Source organism: Sinorhizobium sp. B11 (assembly GCA_039725955.1).
Classification (GTDB): Bacteria; Pseudomonadota; Alphaproteobacteria; order Rhizobiales; family Rhizobiaceae; genus Rhizobium.
The window spans coordinates 1,535,088-1,549,946 of the sequence record CP091034.1; the positions used below are offsets into that span (position 1 = coordinate 1,535,088).

General features: G+C 58.9%; 12 protein-coding genes and 1 tRNA gene. 5 read left to right on the forward strand and 8 right to left on the reverse strand.

What is annotated here, in order from left to right; genetic code table 11:
* Positions 1-9: 9 nt before the first annotated feature.
* The 7 genes from LVY75_17450 to LVY75_17480 all read right to left on the reverse strand — a co-directional run bounded on the left by LVY75_17450 (position 10) and on the right by LVY75_17480 (position 9,816).
* Positions 10-1,335, reverse strand: coding sequence for a HAMP domain-containing histidine kinase (locus LVY75_17450; protein XAZ24964.1), 1,326 nt, complete (start codon positions 1,333-1,335; stop codon positions 10-12).
* A complete protein-coding gene (locus LVY75_17455; protein XAZ24965.1) occupies positions 1,335-2,006 on the reverse strand; it encodes a response regulator transcription factor in 672 nt (223 codons plus the stop codon). Before LVY75_17455 ends, LVY75_17450 begins: the two co-directional genes overlap by 1 nt.
* 260 nt (positions 2,007-2,266) lie before the next feature.
* A complete protein-coding gene (locus tag LVY75_17460; protein XAZ24966.1) occupies positions 2,267-6,079 on the reverse strand; it encodes a vitamin B12-dependent ribonucleotide reductase in 3,813 nt (1,270 codons plus the stop codon).
* A 584-nt stretch (positions 6,080-6,663) separates the two neighbouring features.
* Positions 6,664-7,254 carry a hypothetical protein gene (locus tag LVY75_17465; GenBank protein ID XAZ24967.1) on the reverse strand — a complete coding sequence of 197 codons (591 nt, stop codon included), beginning with the start codon at positions 7,252-7,254 and terminating at the stop codon, positions 6,664-6,666.
* 173 nt (positions 7,255-7,427) lie between these two features.
* Positions 7,428-7,925, reverse strand: coding sequence for a xanthine phosphoribosyltransferase (gpt, locus tag LVY75_17470; GenBank protein ID XAZ24968.1), 498 nt, complete (start codon positions 7,923-7,925; stop codon positions 7,428-7,430).
* A 167-nt stretch (positions 7,926-8,092) separates the two neighbouring features.
* The gene (locus LVY75_17475; GenBank protein XAZ24969.1) at positions 8,093-8,935 is read right to left on the reverse strand and encodes a universal stress protein; all 843 of its coding nucleotides are present in this window, start codon (positions 8,933-8,935) and stop codon (positions 8,093-8,095) included.
* Positions 8,936-9,039: 104 nt separating this feature from the next.
* Positions 9,040-9,816, reverse strand: a complete 777-nt coding sequence (locus tag LVY75_17480; GenBank protein ID XAZ24970.1) for a competence/damage-inducible protein A — start codon at positions 9,814-9,816, stop codon at positions 9,040-9,042.
* A 221-nt stretch (positions 9,817-10,037) separates the two neighbouring features.
* Here LVY75_17480 and wrbA point away from each other — a divergent pair, with 221 nt between their 5' ends.
* Complete coding sequence (gene wrbA, locus LVY75_17485) at positions 10,038-10,634, forward strand: NAD(P)H:quinone oxidoreductase type IV (protein XAZ24971.1); 597 nt, start codon at positions 10,038-10,040, stop codon at positions 10,632-10,634.
* A 150-nt stretch (positions 10,635-10,784) separates the two neighbouring features.
* Positions 10,785-10,870 (forward strand) — tRNA-Leu (locus tag LVY75_17490).
* 295 nt (positions 10,871-11,165) lie between these two features.
* Here the strand turns inward: LVY75_17490 and LVY75_17495 are convergent.
* Positions 11,166-11,528: a VanZ family protein gene (locus tag LVY75_17495; GenBank protein XAZ24972.1), complete on the reverse strand. Its 363-nt coding sequence runs from the start codon at positions 11,526-11,528 to the stop codon at positions 11,166-11,168.
* A 195-nt stretch (positions 11,529-11,723) separates the two neighbouring features.
* On the opposite strand from LVY75_17495, the gene ilvA reads away from it, so the two are divergent.
* The 3 genes from ilvA to LVY75_17510 all read left to right on the forward strand — a co-directional run bounded on the left by ilvA (position 11,724) and on the right by LVY75_17510 (position 14,853).
* Complete coding sequence (gene ilvA / locus LVY75_17500; GenBank protein ID XAZ24973.1) at positions 11,724-12,974, forward strand: threonine ammonia-lyase; 1,251 nt, start codon at positions 11,724-11,726, stop codon at positions 12,972-12,974.
* 36 nt (positions 12,975-13,010) lie between these two features.
* A complete protein-coding gene (locus LVY75_17505) occupies positions 13,011-13,340 on the forward strand; it encodes an HlyU family transcriptional regulator (protein XAZ24974.1) in 330 nt (109 codons plus the stop codon).
* A 241-nt stretch (positions 13,341-13,581) separates the two neighbouring features.
* Positions 13,582-14,853 carry a GGDEF domain-containing protein gene (locus LVY75_17510; protein XAZ24975.1) on the forward strand — a complete coding sequence of 424 codons (1,272 nt, stop codon included), beginning with the start codon at positions 13,582-13,584 and terminating at the stop codon, positions 14,851-14,853.
* Positions 14,854-14,859 lie beyond the last annotated feature (6 nt).

A 14,859-nucleotide genomic window follows, 5' to 3' on the forward strand; every position in this document is an offset into this window, starting at 1 on the left:
CTGTATCTGTCACAGGCTTATAGTCACTGTCGTTCCTGTCGGATTGCCTTCGAGAGTCACACTCCCGCGGTGACGGGTCACGATCTGCTTCACGATGCTTAATCCGAGGCCGGCACCCGTGCTCCGTGGTGTGACCCTGTAGAATGGTTCGAACACGAGGTTTCGGTGCGCCGCTGGAATGCCGGGACCCTCGTCCGAAACCGAGACGCCGCCACGTTCTGACACGCGAACCGATATCGTGCCGGTATTTCCGCCATGGTCGATCGCATTGCGCACAAGGTTGCCTATGGCGCGTGACATCGCCGACGGACTTACCAGGCGATAAAGCTCGTCGACCTCACTGTCGAACGAGATCTCATATCCATTTCTGATGGCAATCGGGGCTTGGTCGGCAACGACGTTCCTGGCGACTTCCACCAGGTCGACCTGTTCGAAGAGATCCGGAGACTGCTCGCTCCGTTCGAAGTCGAGCAATTGCTCCGCCGTCTCCCGTAGCCGCCCGATGTCATCCATCATGATGTCGCGGATGTTTCCCTCCAGGGTCGTATCGATACGCGTCTGCATGACGGCAATCGGCGTGCGGAGCTCGTGCGCGGCGTCGATCAGAAAACGTTCCCTCGCTGCGAACTGCTGCTCAAGCCGCTCCAGAACGGAGTTGAATGCGTGGATAAGCGGAACGACTTCGCTCGGAACCCGATCCACTGGAAGCCGTGATCCCGGCTGGCGCGGGTCGATCTCCGGAGCCTTCCGAACAACGTCGTTCAGTCCCGAGAGCGAACGCCTGACCAATCGCGGCACGGCGAAGAAGAGGGCGGGTAGGGTAACTGCAAGCAGGGGCACGTAAATCTTGTACGTACCGCCAAGCATCGTGAGAAATATCGACTCGTTTCCGTTGCGGCCGCCATAAAGTACCCGGATCTCGGTCGTGTTGATCTCGATGTCGTCGACTGAGGCCGGGGCGTTTGCCCCCGTGCCACGAATGTCGGCGTCCTTGATTAGCGACACGAACTTGGTCAGCTGTATGTACGCAGCTGGAATATTCCCATATGCCACCGCCGTTCCGTCCGGGGCTGCCGCGTAGAAAAAGAGATTGGGAGTATCATTTTTCAACGCTCGGAGCTGTTCGCTGTCTTCGATGCGAAGCCCTCGTCCGGGTTCGTAGTTCAAGGACCCTTCCAGGGCGTTCAGAAGCCGGTGCTCCATGCTGACGTTCGGAGAAAGGATCATCGCCCCGTAGATACAAAGGCCAACGATCACAGATGCGGTAGTGCCGACAAATAGTAGGCTGAGCTGCCAGTTTAGTCTCCACCACAGCGACGTATTCGGATATCGCATCAATGTTCCTTCAGCAGGTATCCGACCCCACGGATGTTGTGGATGGACACGCCGGCGTCCGCGTCAGCGAGCCGTTTTCTCAGTCGTGACACGTGCGCATCCAGCGCGTTGGATTGGATCGTCTCTTCGTAATTGTAGATTTCGGTTTCCAGCGCCGATCTGAGGACGGTCCTGCCCTTTCGCTTTGCAAGGGTAACGAGCACCATCAGCTCTCGACGAGGCAGGTCGAGCTGCAGTTCGCCGACCGTGACGTCCATCCGGATCGGATCCACGGTCATCCGCCCTGCGACTATGGACGGCTCCGCCAGGGCCGACGGGCGTCGCAATACCGCGCGCAATCGAGCGAAAAGCTCCTCCATCAGAAACGGCTTGCCCAGATAGTCATCGGCACCGAGATCCAGGCCCGCGACCCGTTCCTTCGGTTCGTTTCGGGCAGTCAGCACGATGACCGGCGTCACGACGCCTGAGCTTCGTAACCAGGGAATGAATGTGATTCCATCGCCGTCCGGCAGGCGTCGGTCGAGCACGATCGCATCGTAGGTCTGTTGTCGAGCCAGTTCGATTGCGTCCTCAAGAAGAGCGGTGTGGTCGACCGCGATGCCCTTCTTGCCGAGAGAGGCCGCAACCGTTTCCGCCAGCCCGGTCTCGTCTTCGACCAATAGGATTTTCATGTCTCGCCCACCTTTCCGATCCTATGTTCACGACGACCATTGCGACAGGATTACGGCGTGAGCGTTCGAATGAGGGAAGTCACGGCCGTGGCGAGCTGGATAGAGCGGATCGCACGAGAGATTGCCGACCGCTTCTAAACAAAAAAACTCCAGGCGCGTGGCGCCTGGAGCTTTATTGATCGTTCTGCTCTGAAGGAAATCGGATCTCTGTCCGACCTGACCAGTTTGGCGGCCAGCTAGATCTGAATTTCCCGAAGAGGTCAGCTGCAGCCGCTGGTGGCGCCGCAAGTATCGCACTTCTCGCAGGTGCCGTTGCGCACCATGGTGAAGTTCTGGCACTCGGAGCACATGTTGCCCGTATAGCCCTGCATGATCGAGCGGGCGCGGCGCTCGGCTTCCATCTTCTTGGCTTCCGTCTTGGCGGTTGCAGCATCGGCTGCGGCCTTGTCGGAGAAGAGGGCGGTTGCTTCGCTGCCGGCTTCATCGACCACTTCTTCGGCAATCTCTTCCGCCAGTTCCTTGGCCCGCTCTTCATAGTCGCGTTTGAAGGCGACGATTTCGGAGGTGGAGATGGCGACAGTCGGCTCCAGCTTGCGGGCTGCGGCACCTGCAAAGGAGGTTACCGAACCGCTCGAGGAGGCGCGGGCAGGGGCTGCCGTTGCCGCACCCTTGGGCTCGCCGAGCTGACGGTCGCTGCCGGTGTTGGAGACCAGCGTCGGCTTGTAGCCGCGCGTCCAGCCCGTCGAGACGAGATTCGTCTTGCCTTCCTGGATGCCCTTGCCGAGTGCCGTGTTGGAGAAGTCGGACGTATCGACATGGGCGAGATCGTGGCGACCGAGGTAGGAGACGGCGAGTTCGCGGAATACGTAGTCGAGGATCGACGTGGCGTTCTTGATCGCGTCATTGCCGATGACGATGCCGGCCGGCTCGAACTTGGTGAAGGTGAAGGCCTCCACATATTCTTCCAGCGGCACGCCGTATTGCAGGCCGAGCGAGATGGCGATGGCGAAGTTGTTCATCATCGCGCGGAAGGCAGCACCTTCCTTGTGCATGTCGATGAAGATTTCGCCGAGGCGGCCATCGCCGAATTCACCGGTGCGGAGATAAACCTTGTGACCGCCGACGGCAGCCTTCTGGGTGTAACCCTGACGGCGGTTCGGGAGCTTCTCGCGTTCTCGGGAAACACGCTCGATCACCTTCTCGATGATCTTCTCGGTGACCGTCGCGGCCTGGGCAGCAAGCGGCTGCTGGATCAGATCCTCAAGCGCATCTTCGTCGCTCTCGTCCTCGATCAGGGAGGCGTTGAGCGGCTGCGACAGCTTGGAGCCGTCACGGTAGAGGGCGTTTGCCTTCAGACCGAGCTTCCAGGACATCATATAGGCGTTCTTGCAATCGTCGACCGTTGCCTCGTTCGGCATGTTGATCGTCTTGGAGATCGCACCCGAGATGAAGGGCTGGGCAGCCGCCATCATGCGGATATGGCTTTCGACCGAGAGGTAACGCTTGCCGATCTTGCCGCACGGATTGGCGCAATCGAAGACCGGCAGATGCTCCTTCTTGAGGAAGGGCGCGCCTTCAAGCGTCATCGCACCGCAGACATGGATATTGGCAGCCTCGATGTCCTTCTTCGAGAAACCGATATGCTCGAGCAGGCTGAAGCTCATGTCGCTGAGCTGTTCGTCGGAAACCTTAAGCGTGGTCTTAAGGAAGTCGGCGCCGAGCGTCCACTGGTTGAAGACGAACTTGATGTCGAAGGCGCTCTTCAGAGCGGCGTTGACGGCTTCCACCTTCTCGTCGGTGAAGCCCTTGGTCTTCAGCGTCGAGGGGTTGATGGCCGGTGCCTGGTTCAGGTTGCCGTGACCGACAGCATAGGCTTCGATCTCGGCGATCTGGCTTTCGGAATAGCCGAGGGTGCGCAGCGCATCCGGAACGGCGCGGTTGATGATCTTGAAGTAGCCGCCGCCGGCGAGCTTCTTGAATTTTACGAGTGCGAAATCAGGCTCGATGCCGGTCGTGTCGCAATCCATGACGAGGCCGATCGTGCCGGTCGGTGCGATGACCGAGACCTGCGCGTTGCGGTAGCCGTGCTTTTCGCCGAGTTCCAGCGCCTTGTCCCAGGCGGACATGGCATGGGCTGCAAGATCCTGGTCCGGGTTTTCCGAATGGATCAGCGCGACCGGGTTTACCGAGAGCGCTTCGTAACCGGCGTTTTCGCCATGAGCGGCACGGCGATGGTTGCGGATGACGCGCAGCATGTGCTCGCGGTTCGGCTCGTAGTTCGGGAACGGGCCGAGTTCGGCGGCCATTTCGGCCGAGGTTGCGTAGCAGATACCGGTCATGATCGCCGTCAGCGAGCCGGCAATGGCGCGGCCTTCGGCGCTGTCATAGGGGATGCCCGTCGACATCAGCAGGCCGCCGATATTGGCGTAGCCGAGGCCGAGCGTGCGGTATTCGTAGGAGAGTTCGGCAATGCGCTTGGACGGGAACTGCGCCATCATGACCGAGACTTCGAGCACGACGGTCCACAGGCGAACGGCGTGTTCGTAGTCGCCGATATTGATGCGCTTGGTGGCCTTGTCCTTGAACTGAAGCAGGTTCAGCGACGCAAGGTTGCAGGCAGTGTCGTCGAGGAACATATATTCCGAGCACGGGTTCGAGCCGCGGATCGGGCCGCCGGCCGGCGATGTGTGCCAGTCGTTCATCGTCGTGTTGAAGTGGATGCCCGGATCGGCCGATGCCCAGGCGGCATAGGAAATCGTTTCCCAAAGGTCGCGGGCCTTCAGCGTCTTCATCACGCGGCCGTCCTTGCGGGCGGTCAGGTTCCACTCGCCATCTTCCTCGACGGCGCGCAGGAAGTTGTCCTTGATCGAAACCGAGTTGTTGGAGTTCTGGCCGGAAACGGTGAGATAGGCTTCCGAATCCCAGTCCGTGTCGTAGGTCTTGAACTCCATGTCCTTGTAGCCCTGGCGGGCGAACTGGATGACGCGCTGGACGTAGTTTTCCGGAACCTGGGACTTCTTGGCGTCGCGGATTTCGCGCTTAAGAGCCGGGTTCTTCGCCGGGTCGAAGCAATCGCCATTATCGGCTTCGCAATTGACGCAGGCCTTCATGATCGCCTTCAGATGCTTGGCGACGACCTTGGAGCCGGTCACAAGAGCGGCAACCTTCTGCTCTTCCTTGACCTTCCAGTTGATATATTCCTCGATGTCAGGATGGTCGATATCGACGACGACCATCTTGGCCGCACGACGCGTCGTACCACCAGACTTGATGGCGCCGGCAGCGCGGTCACCGATCTTCAGGAAGCTCATCAGGCCGGAGGAGCGGCCGCCGCCGGAAAGCTTTTCGCCTTCGCCGCGCAGCATCGAGAAGTTGGAGCCGGTGCCGGAGCCATACTTGAAGAGGCGGGCTTCGCGAACCCAGAGGTCCATGATGCCGCCTTCGTTGACGAGGTCGTCTTCAACGGACTGGATGAAGCAGGCATGCGGCTGCGGATGTTCGTAAGCCGACTTGGACTTGGTGATCTTGCCGGTGAAGGGGTCGACATAGAAGTGACCCTGGCCGGGGCCGTCGATCCCGTAGGCCCAATGCAGACCGGTGTTGAACCACTGCGGGGAGTTCGGGGCAACGCGCTGCGTGGCGAGCATATAGGCAAGCTCGTCCTTGAACGCTGCCGCATCTTCTTCCGAAGAGAAATAGCCGCCCTTCCAGCCCCAATAGGTCCAGGTGCCGGCGAGACGATCGAAGACCTGGCGGGCGTCGGTTTCCGAGCCGGTCTGTTCGTCCTTCGGCATGCCCTTCAGCGCCGCGTCGTCGGCTACGGAGCGCCACAGGAAAGAGGGGACATCATTTTCTTCCACCTTCTTCAGGCGGGCGGGGACGCCGGCCTTGCGGAAATACTTCTGCGCCAGAACGTCGGTGGCGACCTGGGAGAACTGCGCGGGAACGTCGATGTTTTCAAGGCGGAAGACGATCGACCCATCCGGGTTCTTGATCTCACTCGTCGCCTTGCGGAATTCGATATCCGCATAGGCGCCTTGACCAGCCTTCGTAAACCGACGTTCGATGTGCATTTTCTCTACCTCGTGTTGGCACCCGAAAGGGCGCAAAATTCCCACCCGGCTCCACGTTGTCGCTTCGTGTGGCCAGTCTTGTTCCATCTTGTGACAGGATTGTCATCCGGAGATGCTTGTCCTGTATCTTGTGGTGAGGCTGGCTGCAAACACTAAATATAGTGTTAACAGCTTATTTTTACCAGTCCCCCGTGTCGCTTTCTGGAGGCTGGAAAACGGCGCAAAAATCCTCAGGGGTGTTACCGTTCTCGACGGTGCAACACCCTGATTATGCGTCCAATTTTCCTTGGGAGAACCGGGCTCGTTACCTCCGGTTCAGTCGCCGCCGCAACATCTGGAACATTAACTTTGAATCAGCTGATTCCGTCAAGGGGTGGAACGTAACCGAATGCTAACCACAACATCTTGTGGATGCACCTGTGGAGACTGGGGAAAGTCGGGTAAGCCTGAAAATACAAGGGCTTGCAACGAGGCTCGGGCAAACGAAAGGACGAAAAGGCAAAAAAAATCGACTGCGGCAAAAGTTAGGATGGCTTTTGCGACGTAAATGCGCATTCCGATTCGTTCAGGGAAATCAGGACTTTCTAGAGCGCATCGATGGCAATCGTGACGGTCGCTGTGCCGATTGGCTCGCCCTTTTCGTCGGTGACGACGAAGCTTGCCTGAGTCTCCAGAAGTTGGGTCGACTCGTCGCGTTCCGCCCCGCCGATATAGATGTCACGCGAAGCGACGGCGAAGGTTTTCAGAAACTTGTCCTCGTCGCCCTGCCAGTAATCGGTCGTGACGGTACTCTGGCCGACATTGAGACCGTGGCAGTCGGTGACGAAGAATTCCAAAATCGTTCCCTGAGAATCGTCCTGCTTTGTCCTGAGGTATTGCGAGACGGATTTCGCCATCAGCGTCTTGGCCATCTGAGGGTCGCCCTGCGCGACCTCAGCCCGGTAGGTCTCGTCCAGGACCCGCATATCCATCTCGCTGACATCGCCGAGTTTGGCATTCTGCTCTTGGATCGCCTTTACGACGACAGGGGCCTCCGCCATCGGCCGGACGAGGGTCTCGACATATTCGCGCACGACGCCGACATAAGCCGGCTCCGCCCCGGCCGGCTTGTTGGAAGTGAGGCAGCCGATCAGCCCGAAAGCTACTGCCGTTCGAATCTTGCCCCAGCAAGCCATTGCACGCCCCAACCGCATCCCGTCTTACTCTTAGCCCGGCCGCTACGACCGTTAGTTGCCTGAGGTTATGCTAATGAAATAAAACGGACGTTACCGAACTGGTGCGGAAATTCACCATCGGCGAGACCAAGATTGGAACAATTTTCAGTTGTATGATTAAGGACTGCTCGCCGTCAGCCGCGAGCGCCCTTGGCAATCGGCTCCTGATAGGTGAAGCCCATGTCCCAGGGGAAGTAGATCCAGGTATCCTGGCTGACTTCGGTAATGAAGGTATCGACGGTCGGTACGCCCTTCGGCTTGGCGTAGACGCAGGCGAAATGCGCCTTCGGCAGCATCGCGCGCACCTGGGCGGCGGTCTTGCCGGTATCGGTGAGATCGTCGACGACAAGCACGCCTTCGCCGCCATTTTCTGTGAGCTCCGGTGCAATGCCCTTCAGCAGCACCATGTCGCCTTGATTGACGTAATCATGATAGGAGGCGATGCAGACGGTTTCGATGAGGCGGATGTTCAATTCGCGTGAAATGATCGCCGCTGGAACGAGGCCGCCGCGGGTGATGCAGACGATCGCCTTGAACTCCTGGCCGAGGCCGGCGAGCCGCCAGGCAAGCGCACGCGCATCGCGGTGGAACTGATCCCAGGAAACAGGGAAGGCTTTATCGGGAAGGGACATCGGGCTACTCCGCGGCATGAAGAAACGACACGCCGTTTGCCGGCGACCGAGGAACATCGGCTGGCAAAACGCAAATCGCGCAGCCGGAACTGCGCGATGGATGCCGAAGCCTGATATCATCGGTCGCCGCAATTAGCGGGATTTGGCGGCAAAAGGCAAGAGCGGCTTTAACGCGAGAGTAAAGTCAGCGCCGTCATGGACTGCAAAAGCGTCTTTGTCGTACCGCCGAAAATCGCCTGCCAGAGCCAGGAATGCGTGTAGGCGCCCATGACCAGAAGGTCGATGCTGTCGTCTGAAAGCCGGTTTTCGATGACATGCGAGGTGTTCTTGTCACCGCTTGCAGCCGTGGCAAGTGTCACGTTCACGCCGTGGCGGGCAAGCGTCGCTGCGATCTCTGCGCCGGCAGTTGTCGCCGAATGTGTCGCCGTCTCGGTCGGATCGACAGAGAAGATTTCCACTGCTTCGGCAGCCTGCAGGATCGGCAGGGCATCGAAGGTGGCGCGCGTCGCTTCCTTCGAGCCGTTCCAGGCAATCAGCACGCGCTTGATCGGCTTTGGCTGGCGGATGATGTAGGGGATCATCAGGACCGGGCGGCCGCTTTCGAACAGGAATTCATCGACATCCACATGGCTGTCGGAGGGTTTTGCCGGATCGGCCTGTGAGGCGATCAAGAGGTCGGCGCTGCGCGCGCTTTCGATCAGTGGCGCCGAGCCGTAACCCGTCGACGTCGCAAAGGCGTGCCACTCGAAGGAAGCGCCGGCAGCCTCCGCGCGGGCGCGGAATATCCGCTCGACCTCGATGGTTTCTGAATGGGCCATGTCCTGAAGCGCTTGCACAGCGACCGGATCGGGAATTTCCATCGGTGCGACCAGCGGTACGGCGGCAATGGTTTCGGCATGTAGGCCGATCACATGGGCGCCGCTTTCCGCGGCAATTGCAAAGGCGAAATCGGCAACGGCGCCGCTATTATCTGCTGTATCCAGAATGGCGAGAATAGTTTTGTAAGACATATCAATTCTCCTTTGCGGCTAAAAAATCGCGTTCCGCGAGGAAAGGAATGCGCCGGAATGCACCACGGTTCCTTGACCGGGATCAAGATTGCGACACTCGCCCCTCACGCTTCTGCCTGATAATTTTCGGCAATGTCCTTCCTGCGTTTGATATCTTCGATCATGGCCCGCACCTCCGCGCCTGCAGCCTCGATTACGGCCTGTGAGCGCCCGCGCACCACGATCTCGGTCGAAAATTTCTGACCCACGTAACGCGGGTACGAGCCGATGCTGGTTTCGGGATGTGCCTTCTGGATAGCCGTCAGTGGCGTGCCGATCTCGCCTTCGCCATAGGGGCAGGCGATTGCCAGCGAGAGGACAGGCGTACCCGTTCTCAGTGTCGGCAATACGTTGTCGACCATGGCCTGGAAGACCTGCGGAACACCTGCCATGACATAGACATTGCCGATGATGAAGCCGGGCGCGGTCGATACCGGATTGGCGATATGGGCAGCGCCCCGCGGCATGCGGGCCATGCGCTGGCGCGCCTCGGTGAATTCCATCTCCCGGCGCTTGTACATCTCGGCAAGCTGCACCATCGCCGCCGCATCGTGCTCGCAGGGCACACCAAAGGCGTTAGAGACAGCGTCCGCGGTGATATCGTCATGCGTCGGCCCGATGCCGCCGGACGTGAAGACATAGTCGTATTTGCGACGTAGCGCGTTCAGCGCCTCGACGATCGCATCCTCCTCGTCGGCGACGATCCGAACCTCTTTCAGGTCGATGCCTGAAATTGTCAGCATATCGGCGAGGTGGCCGATATTCTTGTCCTTGGTACGGCCGGAAAGAAGCTCGTCGCCGATGGCAAGCATGGCGGCGGTGACGACAGTCTCATTGCTCATGGGGATATTTCCGTAGTGTGAAGCTCGCAAATAGGTAGCGCCGTTTGGTCGCTTTGCAAACGGCAAAGCGGAAAGCCCATTCAATCGAAAATGAAACGGCAAGTGAAATTTCGTCTACAGGCAGTGAACACTGCGTTCTTCTGCGCGGGGCTATGTTGGGCCGGATGCGCTGGTAGAACGATGGCAGTCACGAAATTCAATCATCCTTGATGGAGATAACAATGGCGAAGATTCTCGTCCTCTACTATTCGGCCTATGGCCACATCGAAACCATGGCTTACGCCGTAGCCGAAGGCGCAAAGTCTGCCGGCGCTGATGTTGTCGTCAAGCGCGTGCCGGAACTGGTTTCGGAAGAAGTCGCCAAGGCTTCCTACTACAAGCTTGACCAGGCAGCTCCGATTGCGACCGTCGACGAACTGACCGACTACGATGCGATCATCGTCGGTGCCGGCACGCGCTTCGGCACGGTTGCTTCCCAGATGCGCAATTTCTGGGACCAGACCGGCGGCCTCTGGTTCACCGGCAAGCTCGTCGGCAAGGTCGGCTCGATGTTCACCTCGTCCGCTACGCAGCACGGTGGCCAGGAATCGACAATCCTCGGCTTCGTCCCGACCTTCCTGCACCACGGCATGGCCTACGTCGGCCTTCCCTATGCCTTCCAGGGTCAGATGGGCACGGAAGAAGTAAAGGGCGGCTCGCCCTACGGCGCATCCACCATCACCAACGGTGACGGCTCACGCCAGCCTTCGGCAATCGAACTCGAAGCCGCCAAGTATCAGGGCGCGCATGTCGCCAAGATCGCGGCAAAGCTCGCCTGAGTTCAGCTTGAATCTTTTCGATGAACGGCGGTCCTTCGGGGCCGCCGTTTTATTTTGGGATGTTGTTCACCGCACAGTTTTTCGATCGCCAGCAGGGCAGCATAAACATTTTCTTGACGAATCCGCCTAAGTCGTTGATCTGGACGGCGCGCGAGCGTGGCGAAACTGGTAGACGCAAGGGACTTAAAATCCCTCGGCCTTAGGCTTTACGGGTTCGATCCCCGTCGCTCGCACCATCTTTATAAATGTGTTCGAATGTGCTTGTATAATGTGGATAAACCATAGGCAGTGCTTGTCTATGGCGCCGTTGCTGCAAAAAATGTAGGCATTGTGCGGTTGAGTAAGGGTTGTCTTAGTGGGAGTAAGACGATGGTTTACGACTGGGATGGAGCAAGAACGCGGCGCATCAGGCTCTTCAAGATGAGCGCTCTTCTCCTGTTGGGAACGGCTATGGCAGCGGTGCCGCTGTTCCTCTGGGCGGTGCAGTTCCGCGGCTTCTAGTTTTCCGATCCACTGCCAGTGTCTGGCAAATTACACAGCGGCATTCGCCCCGGTTTTCGTTTCACGCCATTTGTTAAAGACCCAGCCGGCGACCAGGCCGATTGCGGCGCCTGCTGCCTTGACGCCTGCATCGTGAAGGCGCGCATGCCGCGTCGGCGACAGGTATTGCAGATATTCGATCGCGAACGCACCGAGGATCAGCAGCACGGCAACCATTTTCCATTGCTTCGGATAGGCAAGAGCAAAAGCCAGCCCGGCGGCGAGATAAGCCGAGGCACGATCGATATCGGGTGTTTCGATCGTGTGGGGACGCAATTCGATCGGTGAAACTGTGACGAACACGATGAAGGCGAGAAGAAGCCACGCCAGCGGCTTTGTGATCTTGGATGTCATGCTGCCGTCATATTAGCAATTGCTATGCACCATCAAGTTAAAAGCCGTCCACCTGAGGGTGATTTTGGGCTTAATCCGAAGACGCGCTTAAGGAAGCCTTTCATCGAGCGAACCGCAAATAGCGCAAACGGGCTTCTTTCCGCTGCCTGCCTGTGTCATAGCGGCGTCAGGATTTTGAAGAATGGACGAACGCCCGTGACGAGACACGATGTCGAAGGCGCAGAAGAGGCAATGCGCAGCCTTTTCCCCGCCACGCCGCTGCAGCTCAATGATCACCTTTCCGCCCGCTACGGTGCCGATATCTGGCTGAAGCGCGAGGATCTGTCGCCGGTGCGCTCCTACAAGATCCGCGGCGCGTTCAATTTCTTCCGCAAGGCAATTGCCGAAGGGGCGGGCGGCAAGACTTTTGTCTGCGCATCGGCCGGCAATCACGCGCAGGGCTTTGCCTTCGTCTGCCGCCATTTCGGCGTCCCGGGCGTCGTCTTCATGCCGGTCACCACGCCGCAGCAGAAGATCGACAAGACCCGCATGTTTGGCGCCGGTTTCATCACCATTGAACTCATCGGCGATTTCTTCGACCAATGCTATCAGGCTGCCCGCGATCACGTCGAGGCAATCGGTGGCGTCATGGTGCCGCCCTTCGATCATGTCGATATCATCGAGGGGCAGGCGACAGTGGCCGCCGAAATCATGCAGCAGCTTCCCGAAGGCGTTTTGCCTGACATGATCGTCCTGCCGGTCGGCGGCGGCGGGCTTGCCGCCGGCATTACCGGTTATCTCGATGGCATCGTCGCAAAGTCCGATTTCATCTTTACCGAACCTGCCGGCGCGCCGAGCTTGCGCCGCAGCCTTGAGGCGGGGCAGGTGGTTACACTTCCGAAGGTCGACAATTTCGTCGATGGCGCGGCCGTCGCCCGCATCGGCGACCTGAATTTCGCGGCTCTGAAGGGTTTCTCGGCCGATCAGGTCAGGCTGATGCCGGAAAATGCCATCTGCGTCACCATCCAGGAGATGCTGAACGTCGAAGGTGTCGTGCTGGAGCCGGCCGGCGCCCTGTCGCTGACGGCGATCGCCGCCATGGATCGCGCGGCCATCAAGGGCAAGACGATCGTTGCCGTCGTCTCTGGCGGCAATTTCGATTTCGAGCGGCTGCCCGATGTCAAGGAAAGGGCCATGCGCTACGCCGGCCTGAAGAAATACTTCATCCTGCGCCTTGCCCAGCGCCCTGGTGCGCTACGCGATTTCCTCAATCTGCTCGGACCGCATGATGACATCGCCCGCTTCGAATATCTGAAGAAATCGGCGCGCAATTTCGGTTCGATCCTGATCGGCATCGAAACGACGGCTCCGGAGAATTTTGCAACGCTGGTTGCCAATTTCGAAAGCGCGGGCATGGGCTTCGAAGACATTACCGAGAACGAGATCCTCGCAAACCTGATCATTTGACTTTGCGTCAACTGCACTGCGTGCTAAAGGCGGATTATGGCTTCGTTCCTTTCAAACATTCTTTCGGTATTCTCCGGCGGCGGCAAATCCTCCAGCGAGGCGGCTGCAGGTCCTTCCGGCGAGCCCCAGCTCTATGGTGATTGCACCATCTATGCCGAGCCGCAGAAGGAAGGCGGCCAGTATCGTCTTGCCGGCCGTATCGAAAAGAAGGTCGGCGAGGACGTTTTGGTGCGCAAGTTCATTCGCGCAGATCTCTTCTCTTCGTCTGACGATGCGATCGAATGCACCGTGCGCAAGGCGCAGCAGATCATCGATCAGCACGGCCCTTCTCTCTTCAATGACGGCGAGAAGCTGCGTCAAGTGTAAGCACCCGTTGATCGGGCAGGACTTGTTCGAGCTACATTTCCCGTTGTTTTTCAAATCCATGACCGCATTCCAGCAACGGAAATTGCTGCTTTGCTCACCTAATCTTAAAGGATTGCGGTAAAGGTGGCGCCTGCAGGTTTTGCAGGGCGCCGCATGTGTTTGAGCTTTCCGGACGATTGACCAGAAAATCCGCTGCTGCGGCTGCGTCTCTCTCGCGCGGTCGCGCTGTCGGTGGAGGGCCGTGATGGAGCTCTTCAACACCGCGCTCTTCATCGTTGAAGCCGTCGGCTACTTCGTGCTGATGGTCAGCCTCCTGCATTTTCGCCAGCGCCTCGGACTGGGTGTCTTCCTGACTGCACTCGGCGTCATGCATTTCATGGAGACCTACCTCGCTGCGGTCTTCTACGTTTCCCTGCCGTTCGGGGATGTCTCGCCGGGATCTTCGATCTTCTTTTCCGGCAAGCTGATGATGATCCTCATGCTCTATCTGCAGGAGGATGCGTCGACCGTTCGCCAGCCGATCTATGGCCTGTTTTTCGGCAATCTCCTGACCGTTGCCATCGCCTGGGTGCTGCAGCTTCATCAGCCGCTGGAGCTGTCGCCGGGCCATCCGGCCGATGTCAACTTCCTGAAGGAAATGGGCTGGCTGATGGTATGGGGAACGGCAATCCTCTATCTCGACTCGCTCGGCATCATCCTGCTCTACGAGAAGCTCGGCGATTTCATGCGCCGGCGCGTGGTGCTGCGCTTCATGATCTCGGGCCTTGTGGTTCTGACCTTTGACCAGATCTGTTTCTTCAGCGGCCTGCATTATTTCGTGGGCGTCCCGATGGCGGCCTTCTGGGCGGGATGGAAAGCCAAGATGCTGGCCGTCTGCCTCTATTCCCTGATGTTTGCCGTCTACGAATATCACATCAGACGGAACGGCGTTGCAGCCTCGGCGCGCTCGATAAGCGACCTTTTCGGCGATCTGACATTCCGCGAACGCTACAACGATCTTCTGGAGCGCACCGGTCGCGATATGCTGACTGGTGTCTATGATCGCAGCCGCATGGAGCTGGAGGCGCCACTGATGGTGCGCGAGGCGCTGCGGCAGGGTCAATATGCCACCGTTCTCATCATCGACGCGGATCATTTCAAGGACGTCAACGACGGCTTCGGCCATCTGCAGGGCGACGAGGTTCTGAAGGCCATCGCCAGCAGGCTCGGAACGACGCTGCGCTCCAGCGATCGTATCTTTCGCTTCGGCGGCGAAGAGTTCGTCGCCGTCTGCCCCGGTACAGGCCATGAGGAAGGCCTGCTCTTGGCGGAACGCCTGCGCTGGACGATCGTGACCAGTGTGAAGACACCCGACGATGCCTCGGTATCGGTTAGCATAGGGGTTGCGACTGCGGACGAGGACGGCGTCAGCTTCACAACCGTGCTGTCGGCGGCAGACAGCCGCCTTTATGATGCAAAAAAGAGCGGCCGCAACTGTGTCGTCGGCCGCTCCGGAGTGGTTAAGGTCGTCTAGATCCCG

Bases quoted from the DNA above. Each gene is read 5' to 3' on its own strand.
- LVY75_17450 (XAZ24964.1), bottom strand. From the start codon at position 1,335: ATGCGATATCCGAATACGTCGCTGTGGTGGAGACTAAACTGGCAGCTC.
- LVY75_17455 (XAZ24965.1), bottom strand. From the start codon at position 2,006: ATGAAAATCCTATTGGTCGAAGACGAGACCGGGCTGGCGGAAACGGTT.
- LVY75_17460 (XAZ24966.1), bottom strand. From the start codon at position 6,079: ATGCACATCGAACGTCGGTTTACGAAGGCTGGTCAAGGCGCCTATGCG.
- LVY75_17465 (XAZ24967.1), bottom strand. From the start codon at position 7,254: ATGGCTTGCTGGGGCAAGATTCGAACGGCAGTAGCTTTCGGGCTGATC.
- gpt (XAZ24968.1), bottom strand. From the start codon at position 7,925: ATGTCCCTTCCCGATAAAGCCTTCCCTGTTTCCTGGGATCAGTTCCAC.
- LVY75_17475 (XAZ24969.1), bottom strand. From the start codon at position 8,935: ATGTCTTACAAAACTATTCTCGCCATTCTGGATACAGCAGATAATAGC.
- LVY75_17480 (XAZ24970.1), bottom strand. From the start codon at position 9,816: ATGAGCAATGAGACTGTCGTCACCGCCGCCATGCTTGCCATCGGCGAC.
- wrbA (XAZ24971.1), top strand. From the start codon at position 10,038: ATGGCGAAGATTCTCGTCCTCTACTATTCGGCCTATGGCCACATCGAA.
- LVY75_17495 (XAZ24972.1), bottom strand. From the start codon at position 11,528: ATGACATCCAAGATCACAAAGCCGCTGGCGTGGCTTCTTCTCGCCTTC.
- LVY75_17505 (XAZ24974.1), top strand. From the start codon at position 13,011: ATGGCTTCGTTCCTTTCAAACATTCTTTCGGTATTCTCCGGCGGCGGC.